The following is a 25,569-nucleotide window of genomic DNA, read 5'->3' as shown; positions in this document are numbered from 1 at the left end:
TGTGCCGGTGCGTGAGGAACCGGCAAAACTACTGGTAGTGGACGACGAGCCCGCCCTGAGGGAGGCGTTGCGCAGCAGCCTGGAGTTCGAGGGCTACGCGGTCGAGACCGCCGCCGACGGGCTGACCGCGCTCGACCTCCTCGACCGCGCGGGACAGAACGGGGGATCGTACGACGCGGTCCTCCTCGACGTCATGATGCCCCGGCTCGACGGGCTGACGGCCTGCCGGCGGCTGCGCGCCTCGGGCAGCCGGCTCCCGGTCCTCATGCTGACCGCGCGCGACGCCGTCGGCGACCGCGTCTCCGGTCTGGACGCCGGGGCGGACGACTACCTGGTCAAGCCGTTCGAGCTCGACGAGCTGCTCGCCCGGGTGCGGGCGCTGCTGCGGCGCGGCGGGCAGTACGCGCAGAACGAGAGCGGCGGCGACGTCCTCGCCTTCGGCGACCTGCGCATGGACACCGCGAGCTGGGAGGTCACCCGGGCCGGCCGCAGGCTCGACCTCACCCGCACCGAGCACCTGCTGCTCGAACTGTTCCTCACCCATCCCCGTCAGGTGCTCACCCGCGAGCAGATCCTGCGGGAGGTGTGGGGCTTCGACTTCGAGCCGTCGTCGAACTCGCTCGACGTGTACGTGATGTACCTGCGGCGCAAGACCGAGGCGGGCGGGCTGCCGCGACTGATCCACACCGTGCGCGGCGTGGGCTACGTGCTGCGGCCGTCGCCGTGAGGCGGCGCTCGCTCCGGTCCCGGCTCACCCTGCTGATCGCGGCGGCGGTCGCCCTGGCCGTCGCGGTGGCGGCGGCCGTGTGCTGGCTGCTCGTCCGCGGCGAGATGCGCGGCCAGATCGTCGGCTCGATCACGCACCTGCAGCCGCCGGCGCAACAGGTCGGGTTCGCGCTGCGGGACTGCGCCGGTCAGGGACGCAAGGAGGGCCACCCGCGGCCCGACTGGGACCCCTCCGGGCGCAGCTGGCAGGTCGTCCTGGCGGACGGCTCGGTGTGCGTCGCGTCCGGATCGGCGCAGGTGACGCCGACCGCGCGGGAGCAGATGATGGCGGTCTCCGGCGGCACGCCCGTGCTGCGCGACGCGGTCACCACCGACGGCACCTCGGTGCTCGTCTACACCTTCAGGTATCAGCCGCGTTTCGGCGGCCCGCCGGGCGACGCCGCCCAGTTCCCGGAGCCGCCCCTGCCGCAGGGCCCGGTGACGGTCAGCGTGTTCCGCTCCACCGCCGAGATGGACCAGACGCTCCGCATCCTCGCCCTCGTCTTCGGCTCGGTCAGCGTGCTCGGCGTGCTCGGCGCCGCCGTGGCCGGTCTCTGGCTGGCCCGTACGGCGCTGCGCCCGGTGGAGCGGCTGACCCGCGCGGTCGAGCACGTGGCCAGGACGGAGGACCTGAGCGTGACGATCCCGGTGGAGGGGGAGGACGAGATCGCCCGCCTCAGCCGGTCGTTCAACACGATGACCGCCGCCCTGTCCAGCTCGCAGGAGCGCCAGCGGCGGCTCGTGGCCGACGCGGGACACGAGCTGCGCACCCCGTTGACGAGCCTGCGCACCAACATCGACCTGATGCTGCGCAGTGAGAACACCGGCCGCGCCATCGAGCCTGCGGCCAAGCGGCGCCTGCTGGCGAACGTCAAGGAGCAGTTCGAGGAGATGTCGAGCCTCATCGGCGACCTGCTCGAGCTGTCGAGGAAGGCGGAGAGCGGCGAGCTGTCGTCCGACATCGACCTGCACGAGGTGGTGGCGTCGGCGGTCGAGCGGGCCAGGCGGCGCGGCCCCGGGCTGCGCTTCGACGTCGACCTGGAGCCGTGGCAGGTCCACGGGGACGCCCGGGGCCTGCAGCGGGCCGCGGTGAACGTGCTCGACAACGCCGTGAAGTTCAGCCCGCCCGGGGGCCTGGTGACCGTGCGGCTCAAGGGCGGCGTGCTGACCGTGCGCGACGAGGGCCCCGGCATCCCCGGGGACGAGCTGCCGCACGTCTTCGAGCGGTTCTGGCGCTCGCCGTCGGCGCGCAGCCTGCCCGGCTCGGGCCTCGGCCTGTCGATCGTGGCGCAGGCCGTACGGGACGCCGGGGGACGGGTCGCGATCGAGAACGCGCCCGGCGGCGGCACGCTCGCCACGGTCGAACTCCCCGGCGGCCCGCCGACCCCCTGACCCGCTCACGGCATGGAGGAGGCGCACCTCGGCGGGAGGCGTACCGATGGATCTCCGGCGGTGCCCCGCCAGGAGCCCCGGTGCGGCCGGGCGAACGGCTCCCGCCAACGTGTGCCATCGGGAGTTTCGAACGGCGGTGCTCCACTAGTGTGGGCGGGTTAACGCGACGGGAACGACGGATGACGAGATCCCGCTCGCTCCACCAGGTGCCGAGCCCGTTCTGGAGACGCGACAGGATGACCAGCCCGAAGGCCACCGTCGACGTGGTGGTGCTCACCATGAACGACCGGCCCGAGCCGTTCGAACGGGCGATGGAGTCCCTCCTGGCCCAGCGGGACGTCGACCTGCGTGTGGTCATCGTCGGCAACGGTGTCGAGCCCGACCACGTGCCCGCCGGGGTCCGCACGGTGGTCCTGCCCGTCAACGAGGGCATCCCCGCCGGGCGGAACGCCGGCGCCGACGCCCTCGCCGGGCCCGACGCCGGTGAGTTCGTCTTCTTCCTCGACAACGACGCCGTCCTGCCTGTCACCGACACCCTCGCCCGGCTCGTCGCCGTCGCCCGCCGCCACCCGACGGCGGCGTACATCCAGCCGCGCATCGCCGACCCCGGCACCGGGGTCACGCTGCGCCGCTGGGTGCCCCGCCTGCGCGCCGGCACCGCCTCCCGGCCCGGCACCATCACCGTCATGGCCGAAGGCGTCGTCCTCGTCCGCCGCGCCGACTACGAGCAGGCCGGGGGCTGGCCGGGCCACTTCTTCCTCTTCCACGAGGGCATCGACCTGAGCTGGCGGCTGTGGGACCTCGGACGCGTCGGCCACTACGCGCCGGACGTCGTCATCCACCACCCCGCCACCGACCCCGCGAGGCACGCCCCCTTCTATCGCCTCGTCGCGCGCAACCGCGTGTGGCTCGCCTACCGCCGCCTGCCCGCCCCGCTGATTCCGGTCTATCTGGCCGTCTGGACCGTGGTCAGCGTCGCCCGGATCCGCTCCCGCGCGAACCTCGCCGTCTGGTTCCGGGGGCTGCGCGAGGGCCTGAAGGGCGGGCACGGGCAGCGCCGTCCCATGTCCTGGGCCACCGTGGCACGCCTCACCCGCGCGGGCCGCCCCCCGATCGTCTGACCGGCGGGGCCAGGGCGGCGTCTCGCACCTCGAGGGCCGAAACGATCACGCGATGTCCGTCTCCAGCAGCCGACGCAGCACCTCCCGGAGTCGATCACGTTTCAGCCGGACGCTCTTGGGCTGCGCCCCTCAGGTGCGGGAACGGGACGCATGATCTCTTTCTGCCAGGGCTCGTTGGAGCCAGGCCTCACGCTCGCGCAGCTTCCTCAGCTCCGCGCCGAATCCCGGGTTGCCCGTCGGGACGTCCGCCAGCGTCTTCCGGAGCGCGTCTATCGCGCGCTGGACGCCCTCAAGCGTGCCCCTGGCCTTCGCGTGGTCGATGCGCCCGATGAGTGCGGCGCTGTGTCGGCGGACGTCCTGCTCGGTACGCGCATGGGTTTCCTCCCTCGCGGTCGCCCAGCGTCGCGGCTCTTCGACCGTCTGCCGTTCCTTGCGGTAATGCGGCTGTGTGCACGGCTGGCCGGGGTTCACACGAGAGCGAATCCGAGTGCTTCGGCGGCCTGCGCCTGAAAGCGATCGCGGCTGGCGAAGCCGAGCTTGTCTCCCTCTTCCTCCAGAAGAGGAATCGCCGCGGTCTCGGCCAGAGCGAGGTGAATCGCGTCGAGCGCGCGCAGCGCATGGGCATAGACGATCTCGGTGGCGCGCCGTTCGAGTACCTCACGTGGAGCGGCGAGCAGCGTGACAGGACCGTCTTCGCCGAGGTCGGACGATAGAACCGCGAGAGTTCCGTCCAGATCCATCAGCCGTTGCGTGCGTGCCGCGCGCACCAGAACGCCGGTCACTTCAACCACCGTCAGCGTCCCCGTCACCAACAGATGATCAGGGTCTTCCAGCAGCTCACGAGCCCGGCCATGACCGGGCTCGTCACGAAGGTAGGCGCAGGCGAGGACGGAGGAGTCGACATAGGTGAGCATGGCGGCGGTCAGCGACCTTCGGCCCAGAGCCGGTCAAGTATGGGGCCGATACCTTCGGTCGTTTCCAGAGCGCGCTCGCGGTCGGTGCTGGTCACCCGTTGCGCCGTGGGCACATGACCTTCCGCGAGGACACCCAGGCGGCGGGCCCGGGCGCGCAGTTCGGCCCGTGCGTCGAGCACCTCATCGGCGACGCCCCTCGCGAGGATCTCTCCGGCGGTCGCGTTGATGGATCGGCCAGTCCGGTGAGCTCGGCGCGTGATGCGCCGATGTAGGTCGTCATCGATCCGAAGCAGCAGTTGTTTCATCGTTCGATGCTATCAATAAAGGCCGCTACTGTGATATCACTTTGGGCGGCTGGCCCCGCTTGTCTCCTACTGGCAGCGGCACCGAGCGGCCCAACGAGACGGTGGGTTCGATCGAGGGCCAGGTCATGGTCACCGGGCCGCCCCCCGATCGTCTGACCGGAGCCCCTCGGGGGCGTTCTCATCCGGGGTTAATGAACGCCTCAGAGCCGTCCCATTCCGGCCCGCGAGCGTGGGCCCATGAGCATGACGATGGTTTCCGGGCCGGCGGCCGGGGCGTCCCGCAGGACCCGCCTGGTCGAGGTTGTCGTCCCCGTGTACAACGAGGAGCGCGTCCTGGCCGCGAGCGTGGAGCGGCTGCACGCCTACCTGAGCGGAGACTTCCCGTACGGCTTCCGCGTGACGATCGCCGACAACGCGAGCACGGACGGCACGTGGACGATCGCCCGGCGGCTGGCCCGGGAGCTGCCGGGAGTGCGGGCCGTCCATCTCGACCAGAAGGGCCGGGGCCGGGCGTTGCGGCGGGTGTGGGAGTCCAGCGACGCCGACGTGGTCGGCTACATGGACGTGGACCTGTCGACCGACCTGGACGCGTTCCTCCCCCTGATCGCGCCGCTGATGACCGGCCACAGCGACCTGGCGATCGGGACCCGCCTGTCCCCGTGGTCCAACGTGGTGCGCGGCCCGAAGCGGGAGGTCATCTCCAGGTCGTACAACCTGCTGCTGCGCTCGCTCATGGGGGCGCGCTTCTCCGACGCGCAGTGCGGGTTCAAGGCGGCGCGCACCGAGGTCGTGCAGGCCCTGCTCCCCGCGGTGAAGGACGAGGCGTGGTTCTTCGACACCGAGCTGCTGCTGCTGGCCGAGCAGCACGGGCTGCGCATTCACGAGGTGCCGGTCGACTGGGTGGACGACCCCGACAGCCGTGTGGACATCGTCAGGACGGCCGTGGACGACCTCAAGGGCATGTGGCGGGTCGCCCGGGGGAGCCTCGCGGCCCCCGCGGCGCCGCCGTCCCGGACGTCGATGCGCACGCAGATCCCCGTCTTCGCGGTGATCGGGGCGATCAGCACCGTGGCGCACCTGGCGCTGTTCTGGATGCTGCGCTCGGTGCTGCCGCCCGTGGCGGCCAACGCGATCGCGCTGTTCGTCACCGCCGTCGCCAACACCGCGGCCAACCGCCGCTTCACCTTCGGCGTGCGGGGCCGGGCGGGCGCTCTGCGGCATCACCTCGGCGGGCTCGTCGCCTTCGTCGCCGGGCTCGCGCTGACCAGCGGGGGGCTGGCCGCGCTGCCCGGCGGCGCGTCACGGGCGGCCGAGCTCGCCGCCGTCATCGTGGCGAACGGCCTGGCCACCCTGCTGCGCTTCCTGCTCCTGCGCTCCTGGGTCTTCGCGCCCCGGAAGGACTCCCGATGACCCTCCTCGCCTCCGTGACCCCGATGAGCCACCGGGCCCCGGCGGACCGGGTGACGCCGCTCCTGCGCTGGGGGAAATGGGCCGTCCTCGTCCTGGCCGCCGTGCTCTACACGTGGGCGCTCGGCCGCAACGGGTACGCCAACGACTACTACGCCGCCGCGATCTACTCCGGCACGAAGAGCTGGAAGGCGTTCTTCTTCGGCGCGCTCGACGCCGGGTCGTACATCACGGTCGACAAGCCGCCCTTCGCGCTGTGGGTGATGGGGCTGTCGGCGCGGATCTTCGGGTTCGGCACGTGGAGCATGCTGCTGCCGCAGGCGGCGGCCGGCGTGGCGTCGGTCGCACTGGTCCACTCCGCCGCGGGGCGGGCGCTGCGCGGGCTCGACGCCCGTGCGGCCGGGGCCGCGGCCCTGCTGGCGGCGCTCGTCATGACGCTGACCCCCATCACCGTGGCCATCAACAGGGACAACAACCCGGACACCGTCCTGGTGCTGCTGCTGGTCGCGGCCGGATGGTTCTGCATGGAGGCGATCCGCACCGGGCGCCTGCGCACGCTGCTGGTCACGGCCGTGCTGGTGGGCCTCGCCTTCAACACCAAGATGCTCCAGGCATACCTCGTGCTGCCGGGGTTCGCGCTGACCTATCTCTACGCCGCGCCGGGGGCGTTCGTACGCCGGATCGGACGCCTGCTGGCCGCCGGGGCGGTCCTCGTGGTCACCAGCGCGTGGTGGATGGTCGTGGTCGACCGATGGCCCGTGTCCTCGCGGCCGTACATCGGCGGCAGCACGGACAACACCGTCTGGGACCTGGTGATCGGTTACAACGGCCTGGGCCGGATCTTCGGCGGCGCGGGCAACGGCGGCGGCCCGGGCAGGCTTCCCGCCGACGCCCCGGAAGGCGTGACACGCGCCTTCGGCGGCGGCCCGGGTGGTGGGGCCGGTGGCGGCTTCGGCGGCGCGTCCGGCGCGGGCAGGCTGTTCAACGACGTCATGGCCGGGCAGATCTCCTGGCTGCTCCCGTTCGCCGCCGTGGCCCTCGTCTGCGGTCTCGTCCTGGTCTCCAGGCCGCGCCTCCAGCCGTCGAAGGGGACCGCGAGGGACGCGGTGCGCGCGTCGCTGCTGGTGTGGGGCGGCTGGCTCGTCGTGCACTATGCCGTCTTCAGCTTCTCCAGCGGCACCTTCCATCCGTACTACACGACCGCGATGGCCCCCGCGGTCGCCGCGCTGACCGGCGTCGGCGGCGTGCTGATGTGGCGGGCGGCACGCGCCTCGGCCGCCTGGCGGCTGATCCTGGCCGCCGCGGTCGCCGTGACCGGAGCCTGGTCGTTCGTCGTGCTGCGCCGTACGCCGGAGTTCGTGCCGTGGCTCGCCTGGGTTGTCGCGGGCGCCACGGCGGTCGCGGTGCTCGCCCTGGCGGTCACGGCGTTCGCGGGCCGCGGCACGGAGAGTGACACGGAGAGTGACACCGGGCGTGGCGGTCCGGCCGGGCGTGGGGGCCGGGCGGCCGCGCGGATCACGGCCGTGGCGCTCGCCGCGGCGGTCGCGGCCGGGCTGGCCGGTCCGGCGGCGTACGCGGTGACGCCGCTGGGCGCGGCGGTGAACGGCACCAACCCCACGGCGGGGCCGTCGCAGGGCATGGGAGGACCGTTCGGCCGCGGCGGCTTCGGCGGCATGACCCCGCCCGGAGGCATGCGACCGGGAGGCGCGACGGCTCCCGGGGGCGAGGCGCCCGGCGGGAACACGCAGGCCGGGGCCGTGCAGGATAGGGCCGTGCAGGATAGGGCGGTGCAGGGCGGACGCGGCATGCGCGGGCCCGGCGGCCAGGTGGACGCCGCGATGGCGGCGTACCTGAAGCGGAACAAGGGCAGCGCCACCTGGCTGGTGGCGGTGGACAGCGCGCAGAGCGCGTCGTCGCTCATCCTGTCCACCGGCGAGCCGGTCATCGCGATGGGCGGATTCACCGGGTCCGACCCGGCGATGACGGTGGACAAGCTGCAGCGGTACGTGGCCGAGGGGAAGCTCACGTACATCCTGATCGGCGACGGCGGTTTCGGGCCCTCCCGCGGCGCGAGCCCGGACGTCACCGAATGGGTGAAGGCGCACGGCACGCGGGTCGGGGCCGTGGAGTACGGGGGCACGGACAGCGGCACGGGCGGTAGCGGGTCCTCCCTGTACAAGCTGGGCTGACGGCGTTCGGCCGCCTCCTCAGCGGGTACGTGATGGCCTTCCGACCGATGAAAGGACTCCTATGGACACCGAGGGCTTCATCGCCCTGCTCAACGAGGATCTGGAGAGCGAGTACCGCTCGATCGTGCAGTACGTGCAGCACACGGCCACGATCAAGGGCGCGCAGTACCTGTCGATCATCGAGGAGCTCAAGCAGCACCTCGGCCAGGAACTCGACCACGCGAGCACGCTGGCCGAGCAGATCGACTTCCTCGGCGGCGTCCCGAGCGTCCGCGTTCCCGAGGTGCCGGTGGCGACCGACGGCGCCGACGCCCTCCGGCTCGACCTGGAGTTGGAGCAGGAGCAGCTGCGCCGCTACCGCGAGCGCGTGGAGCAGGCCCAGGAACTCGGCCTGAGCGACGTGGCCGAGGCGCTGCGCCCGCTGCTGCAGCAGACGCAGGACCACGTCATGGACCTGCAGACCGCTCTGGGGAAGTGACGGACGGCCGCGGGGGGAGTGAGGCGGGACGTCGCGGCCGGTGCCGGGCCGCGACGTCCCGCAGGTGAGTGCCGGGAAGGCCGGGCGCAACCGGCCGGGCGCGTGCCCACGAGGAGCGGCGCTACGCGCTGTGCGCGTCCGCAGGGCCGGTTCCACCGCCGCTTCCGCCGCCGCTTCCGCCGCCGCTTCCGCCGCCACCGAACATCGTCACCGCGGTCTCCTGGCCCAACGCCTGGTTCTCCGCGACATAGGGCCGCAGCTCCGCCTCGTACGCGGCGAAGGCGGCCGCGTGATCGCCGCCGGCCGAGGCCAGGGCGCGTGCCAGCGTCCGGGCGCCGATCAGCGCCTGTGAGGTGCCCATGCCGCTGGTCGGCGCGGCGCAGTAGCCCGCGTCGCCGACCAGCGCGATCCGGCCCGACGACCAGCGGTCCAGGTGGACCTGGCAGGTCGAGGAGAAGTAGAAGTCGTCCGCCTCGCTCATCGCCTCCAGCAGCCGGGGCACCTGCCAGCCGCGCCCGGCGTAGGCGGCGCGCACCGCCTGCTCCTGCTCGTGCCTGGGCCGCCTGTCGAGCGCGGGTGAGGCCGTGGAGAAGGACAGACTGACCGTGAGCCGGTCGGCGTCGCCGGTGTTGAGCAGGAAGATCGCCGTGTCCTTGCCGTGCTGCAGGATTCCGCTGCGGCGAAGGCCGAGGTGGTTGGCGATGCTGAAGCCGGCACCGGAAAGGCCCAGGTGGCGCAGCGCGCCGGCATGGGGGCCGAAGGCCAGCTGCCTCACCTTCGAGTGCACGCCGTCGGCGCCGAACACCAGGTCGAACTCGCGGGTGCCGCCGCGTTCGAACTCGACCGTCACCCCAGACCCGTGGACCCCGGACTCGTGCTGGGTCAGTGCGGTGATCGAGTCGTCGAACACGTACGCCACGTCGCCGGCGGTGATGCGGTGCAGGATGCGGGTCAGCTCCCGCTTGGGCACTTCCAGTTCGCCGGCGAACGCCTCGGCGGGCAGGCGCCCGATCTCGGCGCCCTCCTCGTCGACCAGGACGGTGCCGCTCATCTTCGTGTCGTGTTCGCGGACCTCGGAGAGGATGCCCATCTCCTCCAGCACGTCGAAGGCCGCGCCGCGGAAGTCCACGGCGTAGCCGCTGTCGCGCAGGTCAGGCGCGCGCTCGACCACCGTCACGTCGTAGCCGTCGCGGTGCAGGAAGTAGGCGAGGGCGGGTCCGGCCACGCTCGAACCCGAGATCAGAACCTTCGTCGTGGTCATGGCATGACCGTAGCCCGGGTTTGTCCATGTGGTCAAACCATTTGGATAAACCATTTGGGCAAGGCATCCGGTATGCTGCGCGGCATGGGAAACCGAGAGGATCTGCTGGCCGGAGCCAAGCGGTGCCTGATCGAGCGCGGGTGGGCGCACACGACCGTCCGCGACATCGCCGCTGCCGCCGGGGTCAGCCATGCCGCCATCGGCTACCACTTCGGCTCCAAGGACGCCCTGCTCACCCAGGCCCTGGTCGAAGCGGTCGACGAGCTCTCCCAGGAACTCGCCTCTCGCGCCCCGTCCGGCAAGCCCGAGGAGGGCTGGCAGGCGCTGATCGACAGCTTCACCACCCACCGGGCGCTGTGGGTGGCCCAGCTCGAGGCCGTGGTGCAGGCCGAGCGGTCACCGGAGGTGCGCGAACACCTCGCCAAGGGGCAGCGCGAGGGACGGGAGGGACTCGGCGGCTCGGTGCCGCTCGCCCTGCTGACCGGCCTGATGCTGCAATGGCTGGTGGATCCCGACCGCGCCCCCAGCGGCGCGGAGGTGATCGCCGGGCTTCGCTCGCTCGCCGCCGAGCTCTGACCGGCACAGTGGCCTCCAGGCCCGCCGGCGGTGGCACGGCGGCGCCTCGCGGTGAGCGTACGGCGGCCGGGCCACCCGCGGCCGGGTCAGCGCGGCCGGGTCAGCGCGGCCGGGCGTAGTCGTCGAGGGCGCGCACGATCAGCGCCCTCGCGTCGTCGCGGAAGGCCGCCACCTCGCAGAACTCCTCGAACGCCTGGGCGTAGAAGGCGACGTCCTCGGCGTCGCGAAGCAGCAGGTCCCTTGTCCTGGTCGCGACCCCGACCATGCAGTCGTCGTAGATCCAGAACGAGTTCATCAGGGCGGACGGCAACTGCGCCTCGAACGGCAGCAGCCCGAACTCCACGTTCGGCAGCGTGGTCACCGCGATCAGCCGGTCGAGCTGGCCGCGCATCACGTCCGGCGGCGCGAGCCGGTAACGCAGCACCGCCTCCGGCATGACGAACCGGAACCGCCGCGCCGGGTCGTACAGGATCTCCTGGCGCCGCATGCGGACGCGGATGGCGTCGTCCACGTCGTCGGTGGACTCGTACACCCGCCTGACCTTGCCGAAGATGTGCCTGGCGTACTCGGTGGTCTGCAGCAGGCCGATCACCACGCCCGGCTCGAAGGCCCGGAACAGCCGGGTGCGCGTCTCCAGGTCGCGGACGTCCTCCTGCAGCCCGGCCAGGCCGTTCCTGTGCCGCTGGCGCCAGGAGTCCTGCCGCTCCAGCAGGCCGGCCGCCTGCCGGATCAGGCCGTCGACCGTCTGCGGGTCGGCGTCCACGGCCTTCCCCCACAGGGCCACGTCGTCCTCGGTGGCGGTCTGGCGGGCGTTCTCGATCCGCGAGACCTTCGACGGCTGCCAGCGCAGCCGCTCGGCGAGGTCCTTCCCGGACATGCGGGCGTTCTCCCGCAACCGGCGTAGCTGGGCTCCCAGGTCCATGCGGGCCTGATGGAAACCGCTCATGCCCACCTCCGGCCGTGGTGCGGACCAAGGTAGACCCGGCACACCGGATCACGCCAGAGGGCGGCCATCAGTCGTGATCAGGCAAGACCCGCCGGGCGATCTCGACGAGGAGTTCCCTCGGCACCTCGACCGCGTTCTCCCCGTCGAGCACATGGCGCAGGTCGGCGCGGGCCTCCCGGTCCACGACCTCCAGGCCCTGGACGACTATCGTGCCGCGGTCGGTCTCGTAGAGGGAGGGGCAGGCCCCCGCCTCCGACGTGGAGCCGAGAAAGCGCAATCGCATGTCCTTGTCTCCCGATTGGCGGCGATCGGGCGCAATCCTAGTCATGGGGGAACGGGCACGCACACGGCGCGAAGCCGCTCACCGAGCGCCTTCGCCTGGGCGTCGAGGAGCGGGCTGGCCGCCACGCCTCTGCCCAGGAGCCCGTGGACGACGAAGTTCAGCGCGTGCAGGTTCGGCAGCGCGAACCGCTCGATCGGGAGGTCGCCGACCTCCGGCAGCAGTTCCCTGAGCCGGTCAACGGTCAGGAAGGCCGCGAGCCACGGATACCGTGCGGGGTCGCGCACCCAGACGCCGAGGTTGGCGTCGCCGCCCTTGTCGCCCGAGCGGGCGCCGGCGACCGTGCCGAGCGGCGCGACCGGCCCGGCCGCGAGATCCCCGGCGTACGGCGGGACCGCGGCACCGGCCGCGTCGCCCGGCGGCGGCCCGCCCGCCTGCTCGCCCAAAATCGGGCCGGACGGCGGCACGTGCGGCACTTCGACGCGGACCCCGTCCACGGTCACCACCGGAAGTACGGCCCCCGCGTCGACCGACGAGGGCCAGTAGACCCCGTAGGGGGAGGCGTCGCCGGGCGGCGTCAGGCCGTAGAAGCCGGGGTAGCTCGCCAGACCGGTCTCCACGACGGCGGAGGAGAACGCCCGCCCGGCCCTGCGCGGATCGGGGTCCATGACCGTGATCCGCAGCAGCGCGGTCCCGGCGTCGTCCCCGCCGTTCACCTCCGCATGGCCGAGGGGGGTGAGTTCCACGTCGACCCGCTCGAACGACTCGCGGGGGACGCGGGCCCAGATCGCCTCCTGCGCGATCCGGGCCTTGGCCGTGATGTCGAGGCCGGTCAGCACGAGCGTCATCGTGTTGCGGTGGCCGCCGAGGTAGGTGACGGCGACCTTCAGCGTGTCCGGCGGGGGTTCGCCGCGCACGCCCGTGATCCTGACCCGGTCGGGCCCCTCCTGCTCCAGCCGGACGGTGTCGAACCGGGCGATCACGTCCGGCCCGAGGTAGCGGGGCGAGGCGATCTCGTACAGCAGTTGGGCGGTCACGGTCCCGGCCGAGACCAGTCCGCCGGTGCCGGGGTGCTTGGTGATCACGCTCGACCCGTCGGCGTACAGCTCGGCGATGGGGAAGCCGCAGTGGGCGAGGTCCGGCACCTCCTCGAAGAAGGCGTAGTTGCCGCCGGTCGCCTGGCAGCCGCACTCGATCACATGCCCGGCGACGACGGAACCGGCCAGCGGGTCGAGGTCGCCGGGACCCCAGCCGAACCACCACATGCCGGGCCCGGTGACCAGCGCCGCGTCGGTGACCCGCCCGGTCACGACGACGTCCGCGCCGTGTTCGAGCGCCACGGCGATCGGCCGGCCGCCGAGGTAGGCGTTGGCGGTGAGGGGCGCCGCCCGCAGGGTCTCGCCGGTGTCCGCGTTGACCGGCGGCTCGGCGAGTGGCATGAGGTCGTCCCCGGTGACGTGGGCGACGGCCGCGCGCAGCCCGAGCCGGTCGGCCAGGGCCGAGACCGCCTCCGCGCAACCGGCCGGATCGAGGCCGCCCGCGTTGGCGACGACTCTGATGCCCCGGTCGAGGCAGGTGCCGAGGACCCGCTCCATCTGCGTGAGGAACGTACGCGCGTAGCCGGGGCGGCCCTTGAGCCGGTTGCCGGCGAGGATCGACATGGTGAGCTCGGCCAGCCAGTCGCCCGTCAGCACGTCGATGGGCCCGCCCTCGACCATCTCCTCGGCGGCCGACAGCCGGTCGCCGTAGAAGCCGCCGCAGTTCGCGACCCGCATCGGTCCCGGCCGTCCGGCCTCCGCGGTCATCGCCCGGCTTCTGCGGCCGGGGCCTCGGCGGGAACCCAGGCGGCGGGCCGTTTCTCCGCGAAGGCCCGGATGCCCTCCTGCCCCTCCTCCGAGGTGAAGCGCTCGGCCGACAGCGCGGCCATCGCGCGGAACCCCTCCTCGACCGGCAGCAGCGGCACCTCCCGCACGAGCCGCTTGGTGATCGACAGCGCCTCGGGGCCGCCGCGCAGCAGCATGCCGGTGTAGTGGGCCACGGTCGCGTCGAGGTCCTCCTCCGGGACGGCCCGGGTCAGCAGGCCGATCTCCGCCGCGCGTTCGGCGGTGAAGACCTCGCCGGTGAGGAAATACTCGGCCGCGGCCCGGGGCTCCAGGCGGCGCAGGCAGGTGACCGCGATCATGGCGGGGACCACCCCGAGCCGCACCTCGGTGAAGGCGAACGACGCGGTCGCCGGGGCGACGGCGAAGTCGCAGGCCGCCACCAGGCCGAGGCCGCCCGCTCGCGCCGTGCCGTTCAGGCGGCACACGACCGGCTTCGGGCTCTCCCAGATCCGCAGCATGATGTCGGGGAACGACGCGGTGACCGGCGCCCCTCCGCCGCGCTGCTCCTTAAGGTCGGCGCCCGCGCAGAACACCGGCCCCGTGCCGGTGAGCACGACGACCCGTACGGCGGGCTCGTCCAGCGCCCACGTCAGGGCGTCGTCGAGCTGCCGCAGCAACCGGGACGACAGGGCGTTGCGGTTGTGCGGCGAGTCGAGCGTGATCGTGGCCACGCCGCCCGCCTGCTCCCGGCGCACCAGCACCTCCTGGGGTTCGCTCACTGCTGCGTCGCCTCCCCGCCCGGATCCGCGCCGATCTCCCTGCCGATCTGTGCCCCGATCGCCGTGCCCGTCTCCGGGCCGATCTCTGTGCTCATCTCCGGGCCGATCTCCGGGCCCATCTCCGGGCCGCCTGGCGTGCCCGGATCCGCGCTCGTCTCCGGCCGTGTCTCCGGCAGTGTCTCCGGCCCTGTCTCCGGTCTCGTCTCCGGGTGGCCTTCCGCGCCGGGGAGGTCGCCCCGATCCGGGTCAGAACCCGCACCGGCCGCCGTGCCGGCTTCGGCGCCGGGCTCCGCCGCGGGCTCCGTTCCGGTGCCTTCCGCGTGCAGGCCGCCGTCCGGTTCCCGCGGCGGCGACGGCTCGATGACGGCGAGCGGCACGCCCGCCTCGATCTGCGCGCCCGGCGTCACGTGCAGCGCGGCCACCGTGCCCGAGGCGGGGGACACGATCAGGTGCTCCATCTTCATCGCCTCCAGCACGACCACCGGCTGCCCGGCCTCGACCACGTCACCGGGCTTGACCTCGACACGCAGGACCGTACCCGGCATCGGGGCGGGCAGTGCTCCCGGCGTCACGCGCGCGGCGGGTTCGGGCAGCCGCTCGACGGGGGTGAGCCGCACCGGACCGAGCGGGGAGTCGACATGCACCGTGCCGGGGTTCAAGCCGGGGTTCAAGCCGGGGTAGGAGGCCACCTCGAAGGCGTGCCGCAGGCCCGCCGTCTCCAGCACCACCCGGCCGGGTTCCGCCGCCACGAGCGTGACGTCCTCGAAGCCCTCGGCCCGCAGCCCGTCCCTGGTCAGCCGGTAGGCGACCTCCAGGCGTCCGCCGTCCTCGGCGCGGAACACCGCGCGTTGCGGCTGGGACGGGACGTTGCGCCAGCCGCTCGGCAGCCCGCCCAGCACGCCCTCGCGCCGGGCGGCCGCGCGGTTGGCAGCCGCCCCGGCGAGCGCCGCCGCGAGCGCGGACAGCCGTACGGCCTCGGGACCGGCGAGCGGGGCCGGTGCGGGATGCCGGTCGAGGAAGCCGGTGTCGAGCGCCCCGGACAGGAAGTCCGGGTGCCGCAGCACTCCCACGAGCAGGTCGCGGTTGGTCGTCAGCCCGTGGATGCGCGCCCGCGCGAGCGCGTCCGCCAGCCGCCGGGCCGCCTCCGCCCGGTCCCGGCCGTACGAGACGACCTTGGCGAGCATCGGGTCGTAGTGGACGCCCACCTCGGTGCCGGAGAGCACGCCCGAGTCGAGTCGCAGCCGTGCCCCGAGCCCGAACTCGCCGTCCACGCCGGGGATCTCGAAACGGTGCAGCACGCCGCTCTGCGGGCGGCCCCCGGAGTCCTCCGCGTACAGACGGGCCTCGATCGCGTGACCGACCGGGCTCGGCGGCAGCGCGGCGAGATGGGCGCCCTCGGCCACCTCGATCTGCAGCCGGACGAGGTCGACCCCGTAGACGCATTCGGTGACCGGGTGCTCCACCTGGAGGCGGGTGTTCATCTCCAGGAAGAAGAAGCCCTCGTCCGACAGCAGGAACTCGACGGTGCCCGCGCCCTGGTAGCCGATCGCGCGGGCGGCCCGGATCGCCGCCTCGCTCAGCTCGCGGCGCAGCTCGGGGGTGACCGCGGGGGAGGGGGCCTCCTCGATCACCTTCTGGTGGCGGCGCTGGATCGAGCACTCGCGCTCGCCGAGCGCCCAGACCGTGCCGTGGGCGTCGGCGAGGATCTGCACCTCGATGTGACGGGCGCCCTCAAGCAGCGGCTCGGCGAACAGCGTGCCGTCGCCGAAGGCCGACAGCGCCTCCCGCCGGGCCGACTCGACGGCCCCGGCGAGATCGGCCGGATCGCGCACCACCCGCATGCCGCGCCCGCCGCCGCCCGCCGACGCCTTGACCAGCACGGGAGCCGTCATCTCCACCGGGCCGTCCGGGGACAGCGGGATGGTCGGCAGGACCGGCACGCCGGCCTCCGCCATCAGCGCCTTGGCCTCGATCTTCTTGCCCATCGCGGCGACGGCCTCGGGGGAGGGGCCGATCCAGGTCAGCCCGGCGTCCAGCACGGCGCGGGCGAAGCCGGGGTTCTCCGACAGGAAGCCGTACCCGGGGTGGACCGCGTCGGCTCCCGACCTGCGGGCCGCCTCGACGATCCGCTCCGGATCGAGGTACGCCAGGGGGGCGCCCAGCCGTACGGCCTGGTCGGCCTCGGCGGTGTGCGGGGCGGACGCGTCGGCGTCGGTGAAGACGGCGACGGTCTCGATCCCCAGCTCCCGGCAGGTGCGGAAGACCCGGCGGGCGATCTCCCCGCGGTTCGCGACCAGCAGCCGCCCGATCATGACCCCTCACCCCCGTCGATCCGCGTACGCATGGTGCCGATGAGCATGCCGGTCACATCCGGAAGACGCCGTAGCCGGCCCGGCCGGCGTCCGGCGCTCCCGCCGCCGCCGACAGGCACAGCCCGAGCACCGTACGGGTGTCGCGGGGGTCGATGACCCCGTCGTCGTACAGCCGGCCGGACAGGAAGAACGCCGCCGACTCCGACTCGATCTGCGCCTCGACCGCCGCCCGCATCGCCGCGTCGGCCTCCTCGTCGTAGACCTGCCCCCGCGCCTGGGCGGCGGCCCGGCCCACGATCGACATGACGCCCGCGAGCTGGGCAGGGCCCATGACCGCCGACTTGGCGCTCGGCCAGCTGAACAGGAAGCGGGGGTCGTAGGCCCGCCCGCACATCCCGTAGTTGCCCGCGCCGTAGGAGGCGCCCATGACGATCGTGATGTGCGGCACGGTCGAGTTGGCCACCGCGTTGATCATCAGCGCGCCGTGCTTGATGATGCCGCTCTGCTCGTACTCTCTGCCGACCATGTACCCCGTGGTGTTCTGCAGGAAGACCAGCGGCGTACGCGACTGGTTCGCGAGCTGGATGAACTGGGCGGCCTTCTGGGACTCCGCGCCGAACAGCACGCCGCTGGCGTTGGCGAGGACCCCGACCGGGTGGCCGTGGACGCTCGCCCACCCGGTGACCAGGCTCGGCCCGTAGAGCGGCTTGAACTCGTCGAAGTCGCTGCCGTCCACCACCCGGGCCAGGACCTCGCGGGGATCGAAGGGGACCTTCAGGTCCTCCGGCACGATCCCCAGCAGTTCGTCCTCGTCGTACAGCGGAGCCGCGTAGCCGGAGGCGGGAACGTTCCCGCTCGTGCGCCAGTCGAGCCGCCGCACGATGCGGCGGCCGATCCGCAGCGCGTCGTACTCGTCGGCGGCGAGGTGGTCGGCCAGCCCGGAGGCCCGCGCGTGCATCTCCGCGCCGCCCAGCGACTCGTCGTCGGACTCCTCGCCGGTCGCCATCTTCACCAGGGGCGGGCCGCCGAGGAACACCTTGGCCCGCTCCCGCACCATGACGACGTGGTCGCTCAGGCCCGGCACGTACGCGCCGCCCGCGGTGGCGTTGCCGAAGACCAGCGCGATCGTCGGGACGCCCTCGGCCGACAGCCGGGTCAGGTCGCGGAAGACCTGACCGCCGGGGATGAAGATGTCCTTCTGCGACGGCAGGTCCGCGCCGCCCGACTCCACCAGGTTCACGTACGGCATGCGGTTGCGCAGCGCGATCTCGGCGGCGCGCAGCGTCTTGCGCAGCGTCCAGGGATTGGACGCGCCGCCGCGCACGGTCGGGTCGCTGGCCGTGACGACGCATTGGACGCCCTCGATCACCCCGATGCCGGTCACGACGCTCGCGCCGACGGGATACTCGGTGCCCCAGGCCGCCAGCGGGGACAGCTCCAGGAACGGCGAGTCGGGGTCGACGAGCAGTTCGATGCGCTCGCGGGGGAGCAGCTTGCCGCGCTCCCGGTGCCGTTCGACGTACTTGGGCCCGCCTCCGGCGACGGCCTTGGCGTGCTCGGCCTCGAGCTCGGCGAGCTTCGCCAGCATGGCCTCGCGCCGCGTTCCGTACTCGCCGCTGGAGGTGTCCAGCCGGCTGACGAGCACCGTCATGGCACCACCGAACCGTGTTCTGTCACGTGATGATCCTCCGTGGTGAGCCGCCGTCACGTCAACGAGCCGGGTCCGGCCCCCGCCCCGTCCGAATCGGCCTCGACCTGAACCAGCCCCGGCGCCTTCCGGATCAGCCGCAGTGTGACCACGCGCTGCTCCAGGCGGCCGTGCCGTAGCCGCCGCCCCAGATGACGCACTTGCCCTTGGCCGGCAGCCGGAGCGGCCCGGCGTAGGTCGTGTAGCTGCCGGAGTCGGTCTTCGACGAGCCGTTCTGGACCTTGAGCACCGCGCTCATCTTGATCTTCCCGGGCACGACGTACTTCGACATGGTGATCACGCAGTTGTAGCCGTTGGACGCGTTGTAGAGCAGGTACGTCGTCGCCTGCCCGTAGGAGTGCGAGTCGACGACGGCGTAGCCGCCGCCGCACACGCCCTTGGCGGTGTACGGGTTGGGCTTGGGCGCCGCGGTCTGGGTCGGGGTGGCCTTGGCCGTCGGGCTGGGCTTGGGCGCCGCGGTGGTCTTCGCCGGCGCCGGGGTGGTCTGCGCGGGCGCCGGGGTGGTCTGCGCGGGCGCGGTGGCCTTGTGAGTGGGCTTGACCTGGGTCGGGACCGCGTGGGAGGGCGACGGCTGCGCCCGGCGGGTGCGCGCGGGGGAGGCCGACGGCTTCGGCCCCACGCTCGGCCGGCGTGCCGAGGGACTCGGCGAGGGCTTCCTGTCCTTCGGCCGCGCGGGGTTGGTGACCAGCTCGGACGGCTGCGGGATGGGCACCTCGGCGTCCTGGGACTGTGTAACCGCGGGCGAGGCGGTCGGGCCGAGGGCGTCCTCCGAGGAGATCTGCTGGGCGGACACCCACGTCGGCACGAGGAAGGCCGCCGCCGCGAGGGCCGACACCCCGATCCCGGCCGCCGTCCACGTCAGCACCGGCCGCCGCGGCCGCGCCCCGTCGGGGCCGGGCCCGCGCCGTACGGGCGGTGCGGGCGGCGTGGGCGCTCCGGCGCCCTGCGGCCTCGGGGCGGGCGCGTGCGGCCCGGGCGCCGGTGCGGCGCCCTGCGGTCCCGGCGCGGGGGCATGGGGGTAGGCCCCGTGCGGCCCCGGACCGGATGCCTGCGGCCCGGGTGTCTGCGGTCCTGGTGTCTGCGGCTGGGGTGCGGCGGCGGGCCGTACGGGCACGGTGGGCTGCCCGGTGAGCCGCGCGACCACGTCCTCGGCCGAGGGACGCAGCGCGGGGTCCTTCGACAGGCACGCGGCGACGATGTCCCGCAGGGGCGCCGCGAGGTCGCCCAGGTCGGGCTCGGCGTGCAGGATCCGGGTGATCACCGAGGGGATCGTGTCCGCTCCGAAGGCGGGTCTGCCGGTGGCGGCGAACGCCATCGTGACGCCCCAGGCGAACATGTCGGCGGACGCGCCCGCCGTGCCGCCGGAGAGCACCTCGGGGGCCAGGTAGGCGGGCGTGCCGATGGACGCGCCGGTCGCGGTGGACTGGGGCGAGTCGGGCGCCCTGGCCACCCCGAAGTCGATGACGACCGGGCCCTCGGGGCCCATCAGGACGTTGGCCGGCTTGAAGTCGCGATGGGTGATGCCCGCCCGGTGGATGGCGGCCAGCGCCGTCGCCGTGCTGATGGCGAGCCGTTCGAGCGCGGCGCCCCGGCGCGGGCCCTCCCGGTCGACGAGCTGCCGCAGCGACGGCCCGGACACGAACTCGCTGACGATGAACGGCTGATTGCCCGCGAGGTCGGCGTACAGGACGGGGGCCGTGCAGAAGGGCGCGACCCGCTGCGCCAGCGCGACCTCGCGCAGGAACCGCTCCCGTGCCTCGGGATCGGCCGTCAGCCGGGTGTGCAGCAACTTGACCGCGACCTGCTCGCCCGCCGGGCCGCGCCCGAGGAAGACGACTCCCTGGCCGCCCTCCCCGAGCCGGTCGACGAGCGTGAACGGGCCCAGGCGGTCGGGATCCCCAGCCTCTAACGCCACCATCGCCCCCGATTAACACGCAACCTGACAATGGGACCAAACGCTACCAGTGGTCAGATCGCCTTACCGGGGTTGAGGATGTTCAGGGGGTCGAACACCTGCTTGATGCCCTGGTGCAGTTCGGCCGCCACGGGGCCGGTCTCCAGGCCGAGCCAGCGCTTCTTCAGCAGGCCCACGCCGTGCTCGCCGGTGAGCGTCCCGCCGAGGTCGAGCGCGGCGCGGAAGACCTCGTCGGCCGCGGTCCAGACCTCCTCGGGCGGCTCGGCGAGGCCGCGGTCGAACACGAACACCGGGTGCACGTTGCCGTCCCCCGCGTGGGCGACCGTCGCGATCATGACGCCGTGCCGGGCCGCGACCTCCTCGATCGTGGTGATCATCTCGGGGAGCGCCGAGCGGGGCACGCACACGTCCTCCACCAGGCACTGGCCCAGCCGCTCCTTGGCCTGGTAGGCCAGGCGCCTGATGCCGATGAGCTCGGCGGCCTCCTCCGGCGTGGACGACACCGCGACGAACGACGCGGCCCCGCACAGCGCCGCCATCTCGTCCGCCGAGCCCTCCGCCTGGGCGATGAGCATCGCCTTGGTCGAGGGCTCCAGCCCGATGTTCTTCCAGTCGTCGATGGCCTGCAGGGTCGTGCGGTCCATCAGTTCGAGCATCGACGGCTGGCAGCCCGCGGCGACGATCGCCGACACGGCCGCCGCGGCGTCGCGCAGCGAGGTGAACTCGGCGGCGACCGTGGCCATCTCGCGCGGCGCCCGCCGCAGCCGCACCGTCGCGGCGGTGATCACGCCGAGCGTGCCCTCCGAGCCGACGAACAGGCCGGTCAGGTCGTAGCCGGTCACGCCCTTCATCGTCCGCCGGCCGGTGTTCAGCACCCGCCCGTCCGCCAGCACGACCTCGAGCCCGAGCGCGGAGTCGCGGGTCACGCCGTACTTCACGCACCGCAGGCCGCCCGCGTTGGTCGCCAGGTTGCCGCCGATGGTCGAGATCTCGTACGACGAGGGGTCGGGGGCGTACATCAGGCCGTGCTCGCGGGCCGCCCGGTCGAGGTCGGCGGTGATGACGCCGGGCTCCACGACCGCGATCTCGTCCTGGGGCGACAGCTCGCGGATCGCGGTCATCCGCGCGAGGGACAGGACGACGCAGCCGTCGACGGCCGTCGCCCCGCCGGCGAGCCCGGTGCCCGCGCCGCGCGGCACCACCGGCACGCGGTGCTCGCTCGCCCAGCGCATCGTCGCCACGACGTCGTCGCGCGACTCCGCCAGGACCACGCCGAGCGGCCTGCCCGGCGGCACGAACGTGCGGTCCCTGGCGTACGAGTCGGTGACGTCGGGGTCGGTGAGGACTCGCCCGTCCGGCAGCGCCGCGGCGAGCGCGGAGGTCAGCTCGTTCACGTCTGGACTTTACGACACGGTTCGGTATCGGCTCTCATCCGGAATTATTAACGGTTTTCGGTACAGATCACATTTTGACAACCATACCGGTTGCCTCTTTACCCTCCCTTTACCCCCTCGTTTAAGGTCCCGCATGCGCGCTCATCCCGGCGCGCTGTGCATGGGTGTCCGGGGAACCCGGACGGGAAGGGATCTCGTTGTCCAGAAGAATCCGGCGTCTCGCCGCGATCGTGCCCGCGCTCGGGCTGGCGGCAGGAGGTCTGGCCGCGGCCGGTGCGGCTGCGGCGCCCACGGCGGGCTACCAGCCCTCCGCCAAGGACCACTACATCAACTACGCGCCGCCGCGTGTGCAGGGCGACTTCACCACGACCGAGGAGAAGGTCCCGGCCAAGGGCGCCAAGCGCACCGCGGCCCTGGCACAGGCCGTCGACCACAAGTTCGCGAGCGGCAACCCGGTCGCGGCGCGGGTGCTGGCCAAGCACGAGAAGCAGGCGATCAGAACCGGGAAGAACCCCTTCGACTTCATCTACAAGAAGGCGCAGACGACCCGCACCGCCAAGCTCCTCACGCTGCTGGTCGAGTTCAACGACCAGGCCAACGACGACTTCTCCGGCTGGTCGCACCCGAAGACGATCGACGACGTCGACGACTGCATCACCGAGCCGCCGGGCACCAAGCTGAACGGCCCGCTGCACAACAAGATCCCCAACCCCGCGACCGCAGGCGGCGGGGGCAAGGACAACAACTCCATGTGGGTGGCCGACTTCAACACCGCCCACTACAACAACATGCTCTACACCTCCAAGGGGATCACGACCCGGGTCCGCCCGGACCTGACCGACCCCCGGGACGGCAAGAAGGGCATCGACATCTCCGGCTCCACCATGAAGAACATGTACGAGGAGATGTCGAAGGGCGCCTACACCGTCACCGGTGAGGCCGTCGGCTGGATCAAGGTCCCGCACTCCGAGGCGTGGTACGGCGCGGGCAAGTGCCACACCTACCCGCAGGACATGACCGGCCACCCGGACAACCCGCGCGGCGCCGCCCAGCTGGCGGTCGACGCGGTCGACGCGCTCGTGAAGTCGAACCCGAACTTCCCGTGGGCGGACTACGACGTGGAGGACACCTCCGACGCCGACGGCGACGGCAACTACGACGAGCCGGACGGCGTCGTCGACCACCTCGTGCTGATCCACGCCGGTGAGGACAAGTCGGGCGGCGGCGGCGCCGAGGGCACGTTCTCCCTGTGGGCCCACTCCAGCGACGTGGCCGGCGGCTACACGGTGCCGGGCACGAGCGTGAAGATCTCCAACTACATCCTGCAGCCGGAGGACGCCGGGGTGGGCGTGTTCGCCCACGAGTACGGCCACGACCTCGGCCTGCCGGACCTGTACGACACCACCGGCGCCGGCGACTCCGACGTCGACTTCTGGGACCTGATGTCGAGCGGCTCGCACTCCGGGCCGATCTTCCAGTCCCTGCCCACCCACATGGGCCTGTGGGACAAGTGGGTGCTCGGCTGGGCCAACCCGAAGATCATCGAGCCGGGCGGCAAGAACCAGCTCGTGGCGGTCGGCCAGACCTCGCGTACGCCGAAGGGCACCGAGGACGGCGTCCGGATCAACCTGCCGGACAAGCAGAACATCATGTCCACCCCGCACAGCGGGGCGAACCTGTGGTGGTCCAACAGCGACCAGGACTGGGCCGACAACAAGCTGAGCAGGATCGTCGACGTCCCCGCCGGACCGGACGCGAAGTTCTGGTGGTGGAGCGACTGGGGCATCGAGGCCGACTGGGACTTCGGGTTCTTCGAGATCTCCGCCGACGGCGGCGCCACCTGGACCGAGCAGAAGATCTACAACGAGGACGGCAGCCTCGCCAGCACCGGCGACGACTACACCGACCCCAACGGCCGCCTGAAGGACTACGGCAACAAGAAGTACGGCCTCACCGGTGAGAGCGGCGGCTGGCACCACCTGTACGTCGACCTCGCGCCGTTCGCGGGCAAGTCCGTCCAGATCCGCCTGCGCTACGCCACGGACGCGGCGTCCGTGCAGCGCGGCTGGTTCAACGACGACTTCTCGCTGAACAACGGCGCCACCGCGGTCTGGACCGACGACGTCGAGGGCGGCGCCAACGGCTGGACGGCCACCAAGGGCACGTTCACCGACACCAGCGGCGCCGGCTGGGTCATCCACTCCGGCCAGGAGCAGGCGGCGCAGTACTACCTGGCCGAGTGGCGCAACTTCGACGGGTTCGACAAGGGCCTGCAGTACGCCTACGACACGACCTGGCTGCGCGACGGCGCGTGGAAGGTCGAGAAGGTCAAGTACAACGCCCCCGGCCTGCTCGTGTGGTACCGCGACACCTCGGTGGCCAACAACGACGTCTCGGGCCGCACGTTCGACCTGCCGTCGGTGGGCCCGAAGGGCGAGCTCCTCATCGTGGACTCGCACTTCGACCCGCTGCGCCGTACGGGTGCGGCGGCGGAGAAGGACCCGACCGTCCTGAAGAACCTGCCGTCCCGTCCGCAGTCGTCCAACGCGGCGTTCAACTTCGTCGGCACCTACCCGTTCAAGGAGTGCGTCGAGGGCGAGCCGTTCAAGGAGTACTGCACCTCGTTCGGCAAGCAGGCGGCGGTGTCGGCGTTCACGGACGCCAAGGGCTGGTACCCCGGCCTGGAGGTCCGCGACGACAGCCTCTACTACCGCCAGCGTGACTCCTCGGCCGTCGTCCCGTCCAAGGACAACCAGCCGTACTCGACCAGGATCGTCCACGCGGACGGCACCCCGGCGACGGAGCTGTACGGCACCGACATCGGCGGCGCGATCCTCGGCACCGGCAACCCCGGCGACGAGGGCAAGCAGCTCGGCGTGCAGATCAAGCTGATCAGCCCGCTGCCGGCCAACCTGGGCGCGATCGTCCAGGTCACCCCGGCCAAGAAGTAACCGCCACCGGGCTGTAGAGCCCTGTGGTCCCCGTGCCCGGCCGCCGTCCGCTCCGGACGGCAGCCGGGCACACTCGTGCCCGGGGCCGCGCGCCCGGCCGCGGCGGCCCCTAGCATGTGACCGTGCGGAGCAAGGCGGAGCATACGGCGGCCATCCACCGGGAGCGGAAGGCCGCCGTCGTCGTGAACACCAAGTCCCGGCGGGGCCGCCGCCACTACGCCGAGGTGCTGCGGCTGCTGAAGGAGCGCGACTTCCGGCTCACGGGCGTCCATCCCGTGACCGACCCCTCGCGGCTGCGCGACATCCTGACCCGCGCGCTCGACTCCGGCCCCGACCTGCTCGTCGTCGGCGGCGGCGACGGCACGCTGAGCAGCTCGGTCAGGCACGTGGCGGGCCGCGACGTCGCCCTCGGCGTGCTGCCGCTGGGCACCACCAACAACTTCGCCCGCAGCCTGGGGCTGCCGCTCGACCTGGCCGGGGCGATCGGCGTGTTCACCGAGGGCAAGGTGGCCGACATCGACCTCGGCATCTGCGGCGACCGGCCCTTCGCCAACCTCGCGAGCTTCGGCGTCTCTGTCGAGGTGGCGGGCACCGTCAAGCCGTGGCTCAAGCGGATGCTCGGCCGGGCGGCCTACCCGCTGACCGCGATCACGATCCTGCCGAGGCACCGGCCGTTCCGCGCCTACATCACGGTGGACGGCAAGCGCCACGAGCTGCTGACCCACCAGCTCAACATCGCCAACGGCCGATTCCACGGCGGCTGGCAGATCGCCAGGGACGTGAGCATCGACAACCGCAAGCTGGTGGCCTACCAGCTCGGCTCCGGCAAGCGGCTGCGCCTGCTCGGGGAGACCCTCGTGCGGGCGACCACCGGCAGGTGGACCAGCCTCGCGGGCGGGCCCTTCGTGACCGGTCAGGAGATGCTGCTGGAGACCGACCCGCCGATGGCGGCCGACATCGACGGCGAGGTGCGGCTGCGCACCCCGCTCGTGCTCAGGACCATCCCGAACGGCGTCCGGGTGATGGTCCCGCAGAGCTTCGAGGACACCTGAT

The 25,569-nt window shown here is 72.5% G+C and carries 20 protein-coding genes; 9 read left to right on the top strand and 11 right to left on the bottom strand.

The annotated features are described in order from the left end of the window. The first annotated feature begins 7 nt into the window (after nucleotides 1–7). The 3 genes from FLW16_RS26085 to FLW16_RS26075 all read left to right on the top strand — a co-directional run bounded on the left by FLW16_RS26085 (nucleotide 8) and on the right by FLW16_RS26075 (nucleotide 3,278). On the top strand, nucleotides 8–727 hold the full coding sequence (locus FLW16_RS26085) for a response regulator transcription factor (protein ID WP_185949598.1): 720 nt from the start codon (nucleotides 8–10) through the stop codon (nucleotides 725–727). Continuing rightward, entirely contained in the window at nucleotides 724–2,157 is a 1,434-nt protein-coding gene (locus tag FLW16_RS26080; RefSeq protein ID WP_142562776.1) for a cell wall metabolism sensor histidine kinase WalK, read from the top strand. Before FLW16_RS26085 ends, FLW16_RS26080 begins: the two co-directional genes overlap by 4 nt. Nucleotides 2,158–2,336: 179 nt before the next feature. After that, a complete protein-coding gene (locus tag FLW16_RS26075; protein ID WP_221891297.1) occupies nucleotides 2,337–3,278 on the top strand; it encodes a glycosyltransferase family 2 protein in 942 nt (313 codons plus the stop codon). 467 nt (nucleotides 3,279–3,745) lie between these two features. Here the strand turns inward: FLW16_RS26075 and FLW16_RS26070 are convergent, their stop codons facing one another. Both FLW16_RS26070 and FLW16_RS26065 read right to left on the bottom strand, forming a co-directional pair. Then, nucleotides 3,746–4,192, bottom strand: coding sequence for a type II toxin-antitoxin system VapC family toxin (locus tag FLW16_RS26070; protein ID WP_142562775.1), 447 nt, complete (start codon nucleotides 4,190–4,192; stop codon nucleotides 3,746–3,748). A gap of 8 nt (nucleotides 4,193–4,200) precedes the next feature. Then, on the bottom strand, nucleotides 4,201–4,497 hold the full coding sequence (locus tag FLW16_RS26065; RefSeq protein WP_142562774.1) for a FitA-like ribbon-helix-helix domain-containing protein: 297 nt from the start codon (nucleotides 4,495–4,497) through the stop codon (nucleotides 4,201–4,203). 237 nt (nucleotides 4,498–4,734) lie between these two features. Between FLW16_RS26065 and FLW16_RS26060 the strand changes: the two genes are divergently transcribed. The 3 genes from FLW16_RS26060 to FLW16_RS26050 all read left to right on the top strand — a co-directional run bounded on the left by FLW16_RS26060 (nucleotide 4,735) and on the right by FLW16_RS26050 (nucleotide 8,571). Next, a complete protein-coding gene (locus tag FLW16_RS26060; RefSeq protein ID WP_142562773.1) occupies nucleotides 4,735–5,907 on the top strand; it encodes a bifunctional glycosyltransferase family 2/GtrA family protein in 1,173 nt (390 codons plus the stop codon). After that, a complete protein-coding gene (locus FLW16_RS26055; RefSeq protein WP_142562772.1) occupies nucleotides 5,904–8,093 on the top strand; it encodes a glycosyltransferase family 39 protein in 2,190 nt (729 codons plus the stop codon). Before FLW16_RS26060 ends, FLW16_RS26055 begins: the two co-directional genes overlap by 4 nt. Nucleotides 8,094–8,154: 61 nt before the next feature. After that, nucleotides 8,155–8,571: a bacterioferritin gene (locus tag FLW16_RS26050; protein WP_139574893.1), complete on the top strand. Its 417-nt coding sequence runs from the start codon at nucleotides 8,155–8,157 to the stop codon at nucleotides 8,569–8,571. 121 nt (nucleotides 8,572–8,692) lie between these two features. Here FLW16_RS26050 and FLW16_RS26045 read toward each other — a convergent pair whose 3' ends face one another. After that, on the bottom strand, nucleotides 8,693–9,832 hold the full coding sequence (locus FLW16_RS26045; protein WP_142562771.1) for an FAD-dependent monooxygenase: 1,140 nt from the start codon (nucleotides 9,830–9,832) through the stop codon (nucleotides 8,693–8,695). Between the two features lie 84 nt (nucleotides 9,833–9,916). Here FLW16_RS26045 and FLW16_RS26040 point away from each other — a divergent pair, with 84 nt between their 5' ends. Then, a complete protein-coding gene (locus FLW16_RS26040) occupies nucleotides 9,917–10,408 on the top strand; it encodes a TetR/AcrR family transcriptional regulator (protein WP_182899310.1) in 492 nt (163 codons plus the stop codon). A 100-nt stretch (nucleotides 10,409–10,508) separates the two neighbouring features. Here FLW16_RS26040 and FLW16_RS26035 read toward each other — a convergent pair whose 3' ends face one another. From FLW16_RS26035 to FLW16_RS26000, 8 genes are all read right to left on the bottom strand, one after another. Then, nucleotides 10,509–11,354, bottom strand: coding sequence for a helix-turn-helix transcriptional regulator (locus tag FLW16_RS26035; protein ID WP_142562769.1), 846 nt, complete (start codon nucleotides 11,352–11,354; stop codon nucleotides 10,509–10,511). A 67-nt stretch (nucleotides 11,355–11,421) separates the two neighbouring features. Next, nucleotides 11,422–11,637, bottom strand: coding sequence for a hypothetical protein (locus tag FLW16_RS26030; protein WP_142562768.1), 216 nt, complete (start codon nucleotides 11,635–11,637; stop codon nucleotides 11,422–11,424). A gap of 41 nt (nucleotides 11,638–11,678) precedes the next feature. Further along, on the bottom strand, nucleotides 11,679–13,439 hold the full coding sequence (locus FLW16_RS26025) for an acyclic terpene utilization AtuA family protein (protein ID WP_142562767.1): 1,761 nt from the start codon (nucleotides 13,437–13,439) through the stop codon (nucleotides 11,679–11,681). Further along, nucleotides 13,436–14,236: an enoyl-CoA hydratase-related protein gene (locus tag FLW16_RS26020; RefSeq protein ID WP_185949597.1), complete on the bottom strand. Its 801-nt coding sequence runs from the start codon at nucleotides 14,234–14,236 to the stop codon at nucleotides 13,436–13,438. Before FLW16_RS26020 ends, FLW16_RS26025 begins: the two co-directional genes overlap by 4 nt. After that, complete coding sequence (locus FLW16_RS26015) at nucleotides 14,233–16,548, bottom strand: biotin carboxylase N-terminal domain-containing protein (protein ID WP_142562766.1); 2,316 nt, start codon at nucleotides 16,546–16,548, stop codon at nucleotides 14,233–14,235. The genes FLW16_RS26020 and FLW16_RS26015 overlap by 4 nt, the downstream gene beginning before the upstream one ends. 52 nt (nucleotides 16,549–16,600) lie before the next feature. Beyond that, nucleotides 16,601–18,199 (bottom strand): acyl-CoA carboxylase subunit beta, encoded by a 1,599-nt coding sequence (locus tag FLW16_RS26010; protein WP_142562765.1) that lies wholly within the window; start codon nucleotides 18,197–18,199, stop codon nucleotides 16,601–16,603. 130 nt (nucleotides 18,200–18,329) lie between these two features. Continuing rightward, a complete protein-coding gene (locus tag FLW16_RS44630) occupies nucleotides 18,330–20,174 on the bottom strand; it encodes a serine/threonine-protein kinase (protein ID WP_221891296.1) in 1,845 nt (614 codons plus the stop codon). 50 nt (nucleotides 20,175–20,224) lie between these two features. Beyond that, nucleotides 20,225–21,565 (bottom strand): FAD-binding oxidoreductase, encoded by a 1,341-nt coding sequence (locus tag FLW16_RS26000; protein ID WP_260615585.1) that lies wholly within the window; start codon nucleotides 21,563–21,565, stop codon nucleotides 20,225–20,227. A gap of 197 nt (nucleotides 21,566–21,762) precedes the next feature. On the opposite strand from FLW16_RS26000, the gene FLW16_RS25995 reads away from it, so the two are divergent. Both FLW16_RS25995 and FLW16_RS25990 read left to right on the top strand, forming a co-directional pair. Continuing rightward, on the top strand, nucleotides 21,763–24,516 hold the full coding sequence (locus FLW16_RS25995; protein WP_142562764.1) for an immune inhibitor A domain-containing protein: 2,754 nt from the start codon (nucleotides 21,763–21,765) through the stop codon (nucleotides 24,514–24,516). 122 nt (nucleotides 24,517–24,638) lie between these two features. Beyond that, nucleotides 24,639–25,568: a diacylglycerol kinase family protein gene (locus FLW16_RS25990; protein ID WP_139574900.1), complete on the top strand. Its 930-nt coding sequence runs from the start codon at nucleotides 24,639–24,641 to the stop codon at nucleotides 25,566–25,568. Nucleotide 25,569 lies beyond the last annotated feature (1 nt).

The sequence above is a fragment of the Microbispora sp. KK1-11 genome, assembly GCF_006874435.1.
GTDB classification, from domain to species: Bacteria; Actinomycetota; Actinomycetes; order Streptosporangiales; family Streptosporangiaceae; genus Microbispora; species Microbispora catharanthi.
Note: the sequence above shows the minus strand (reverse complement) of the source record. Positions and strands in the feature narration are given on the sequence as shown.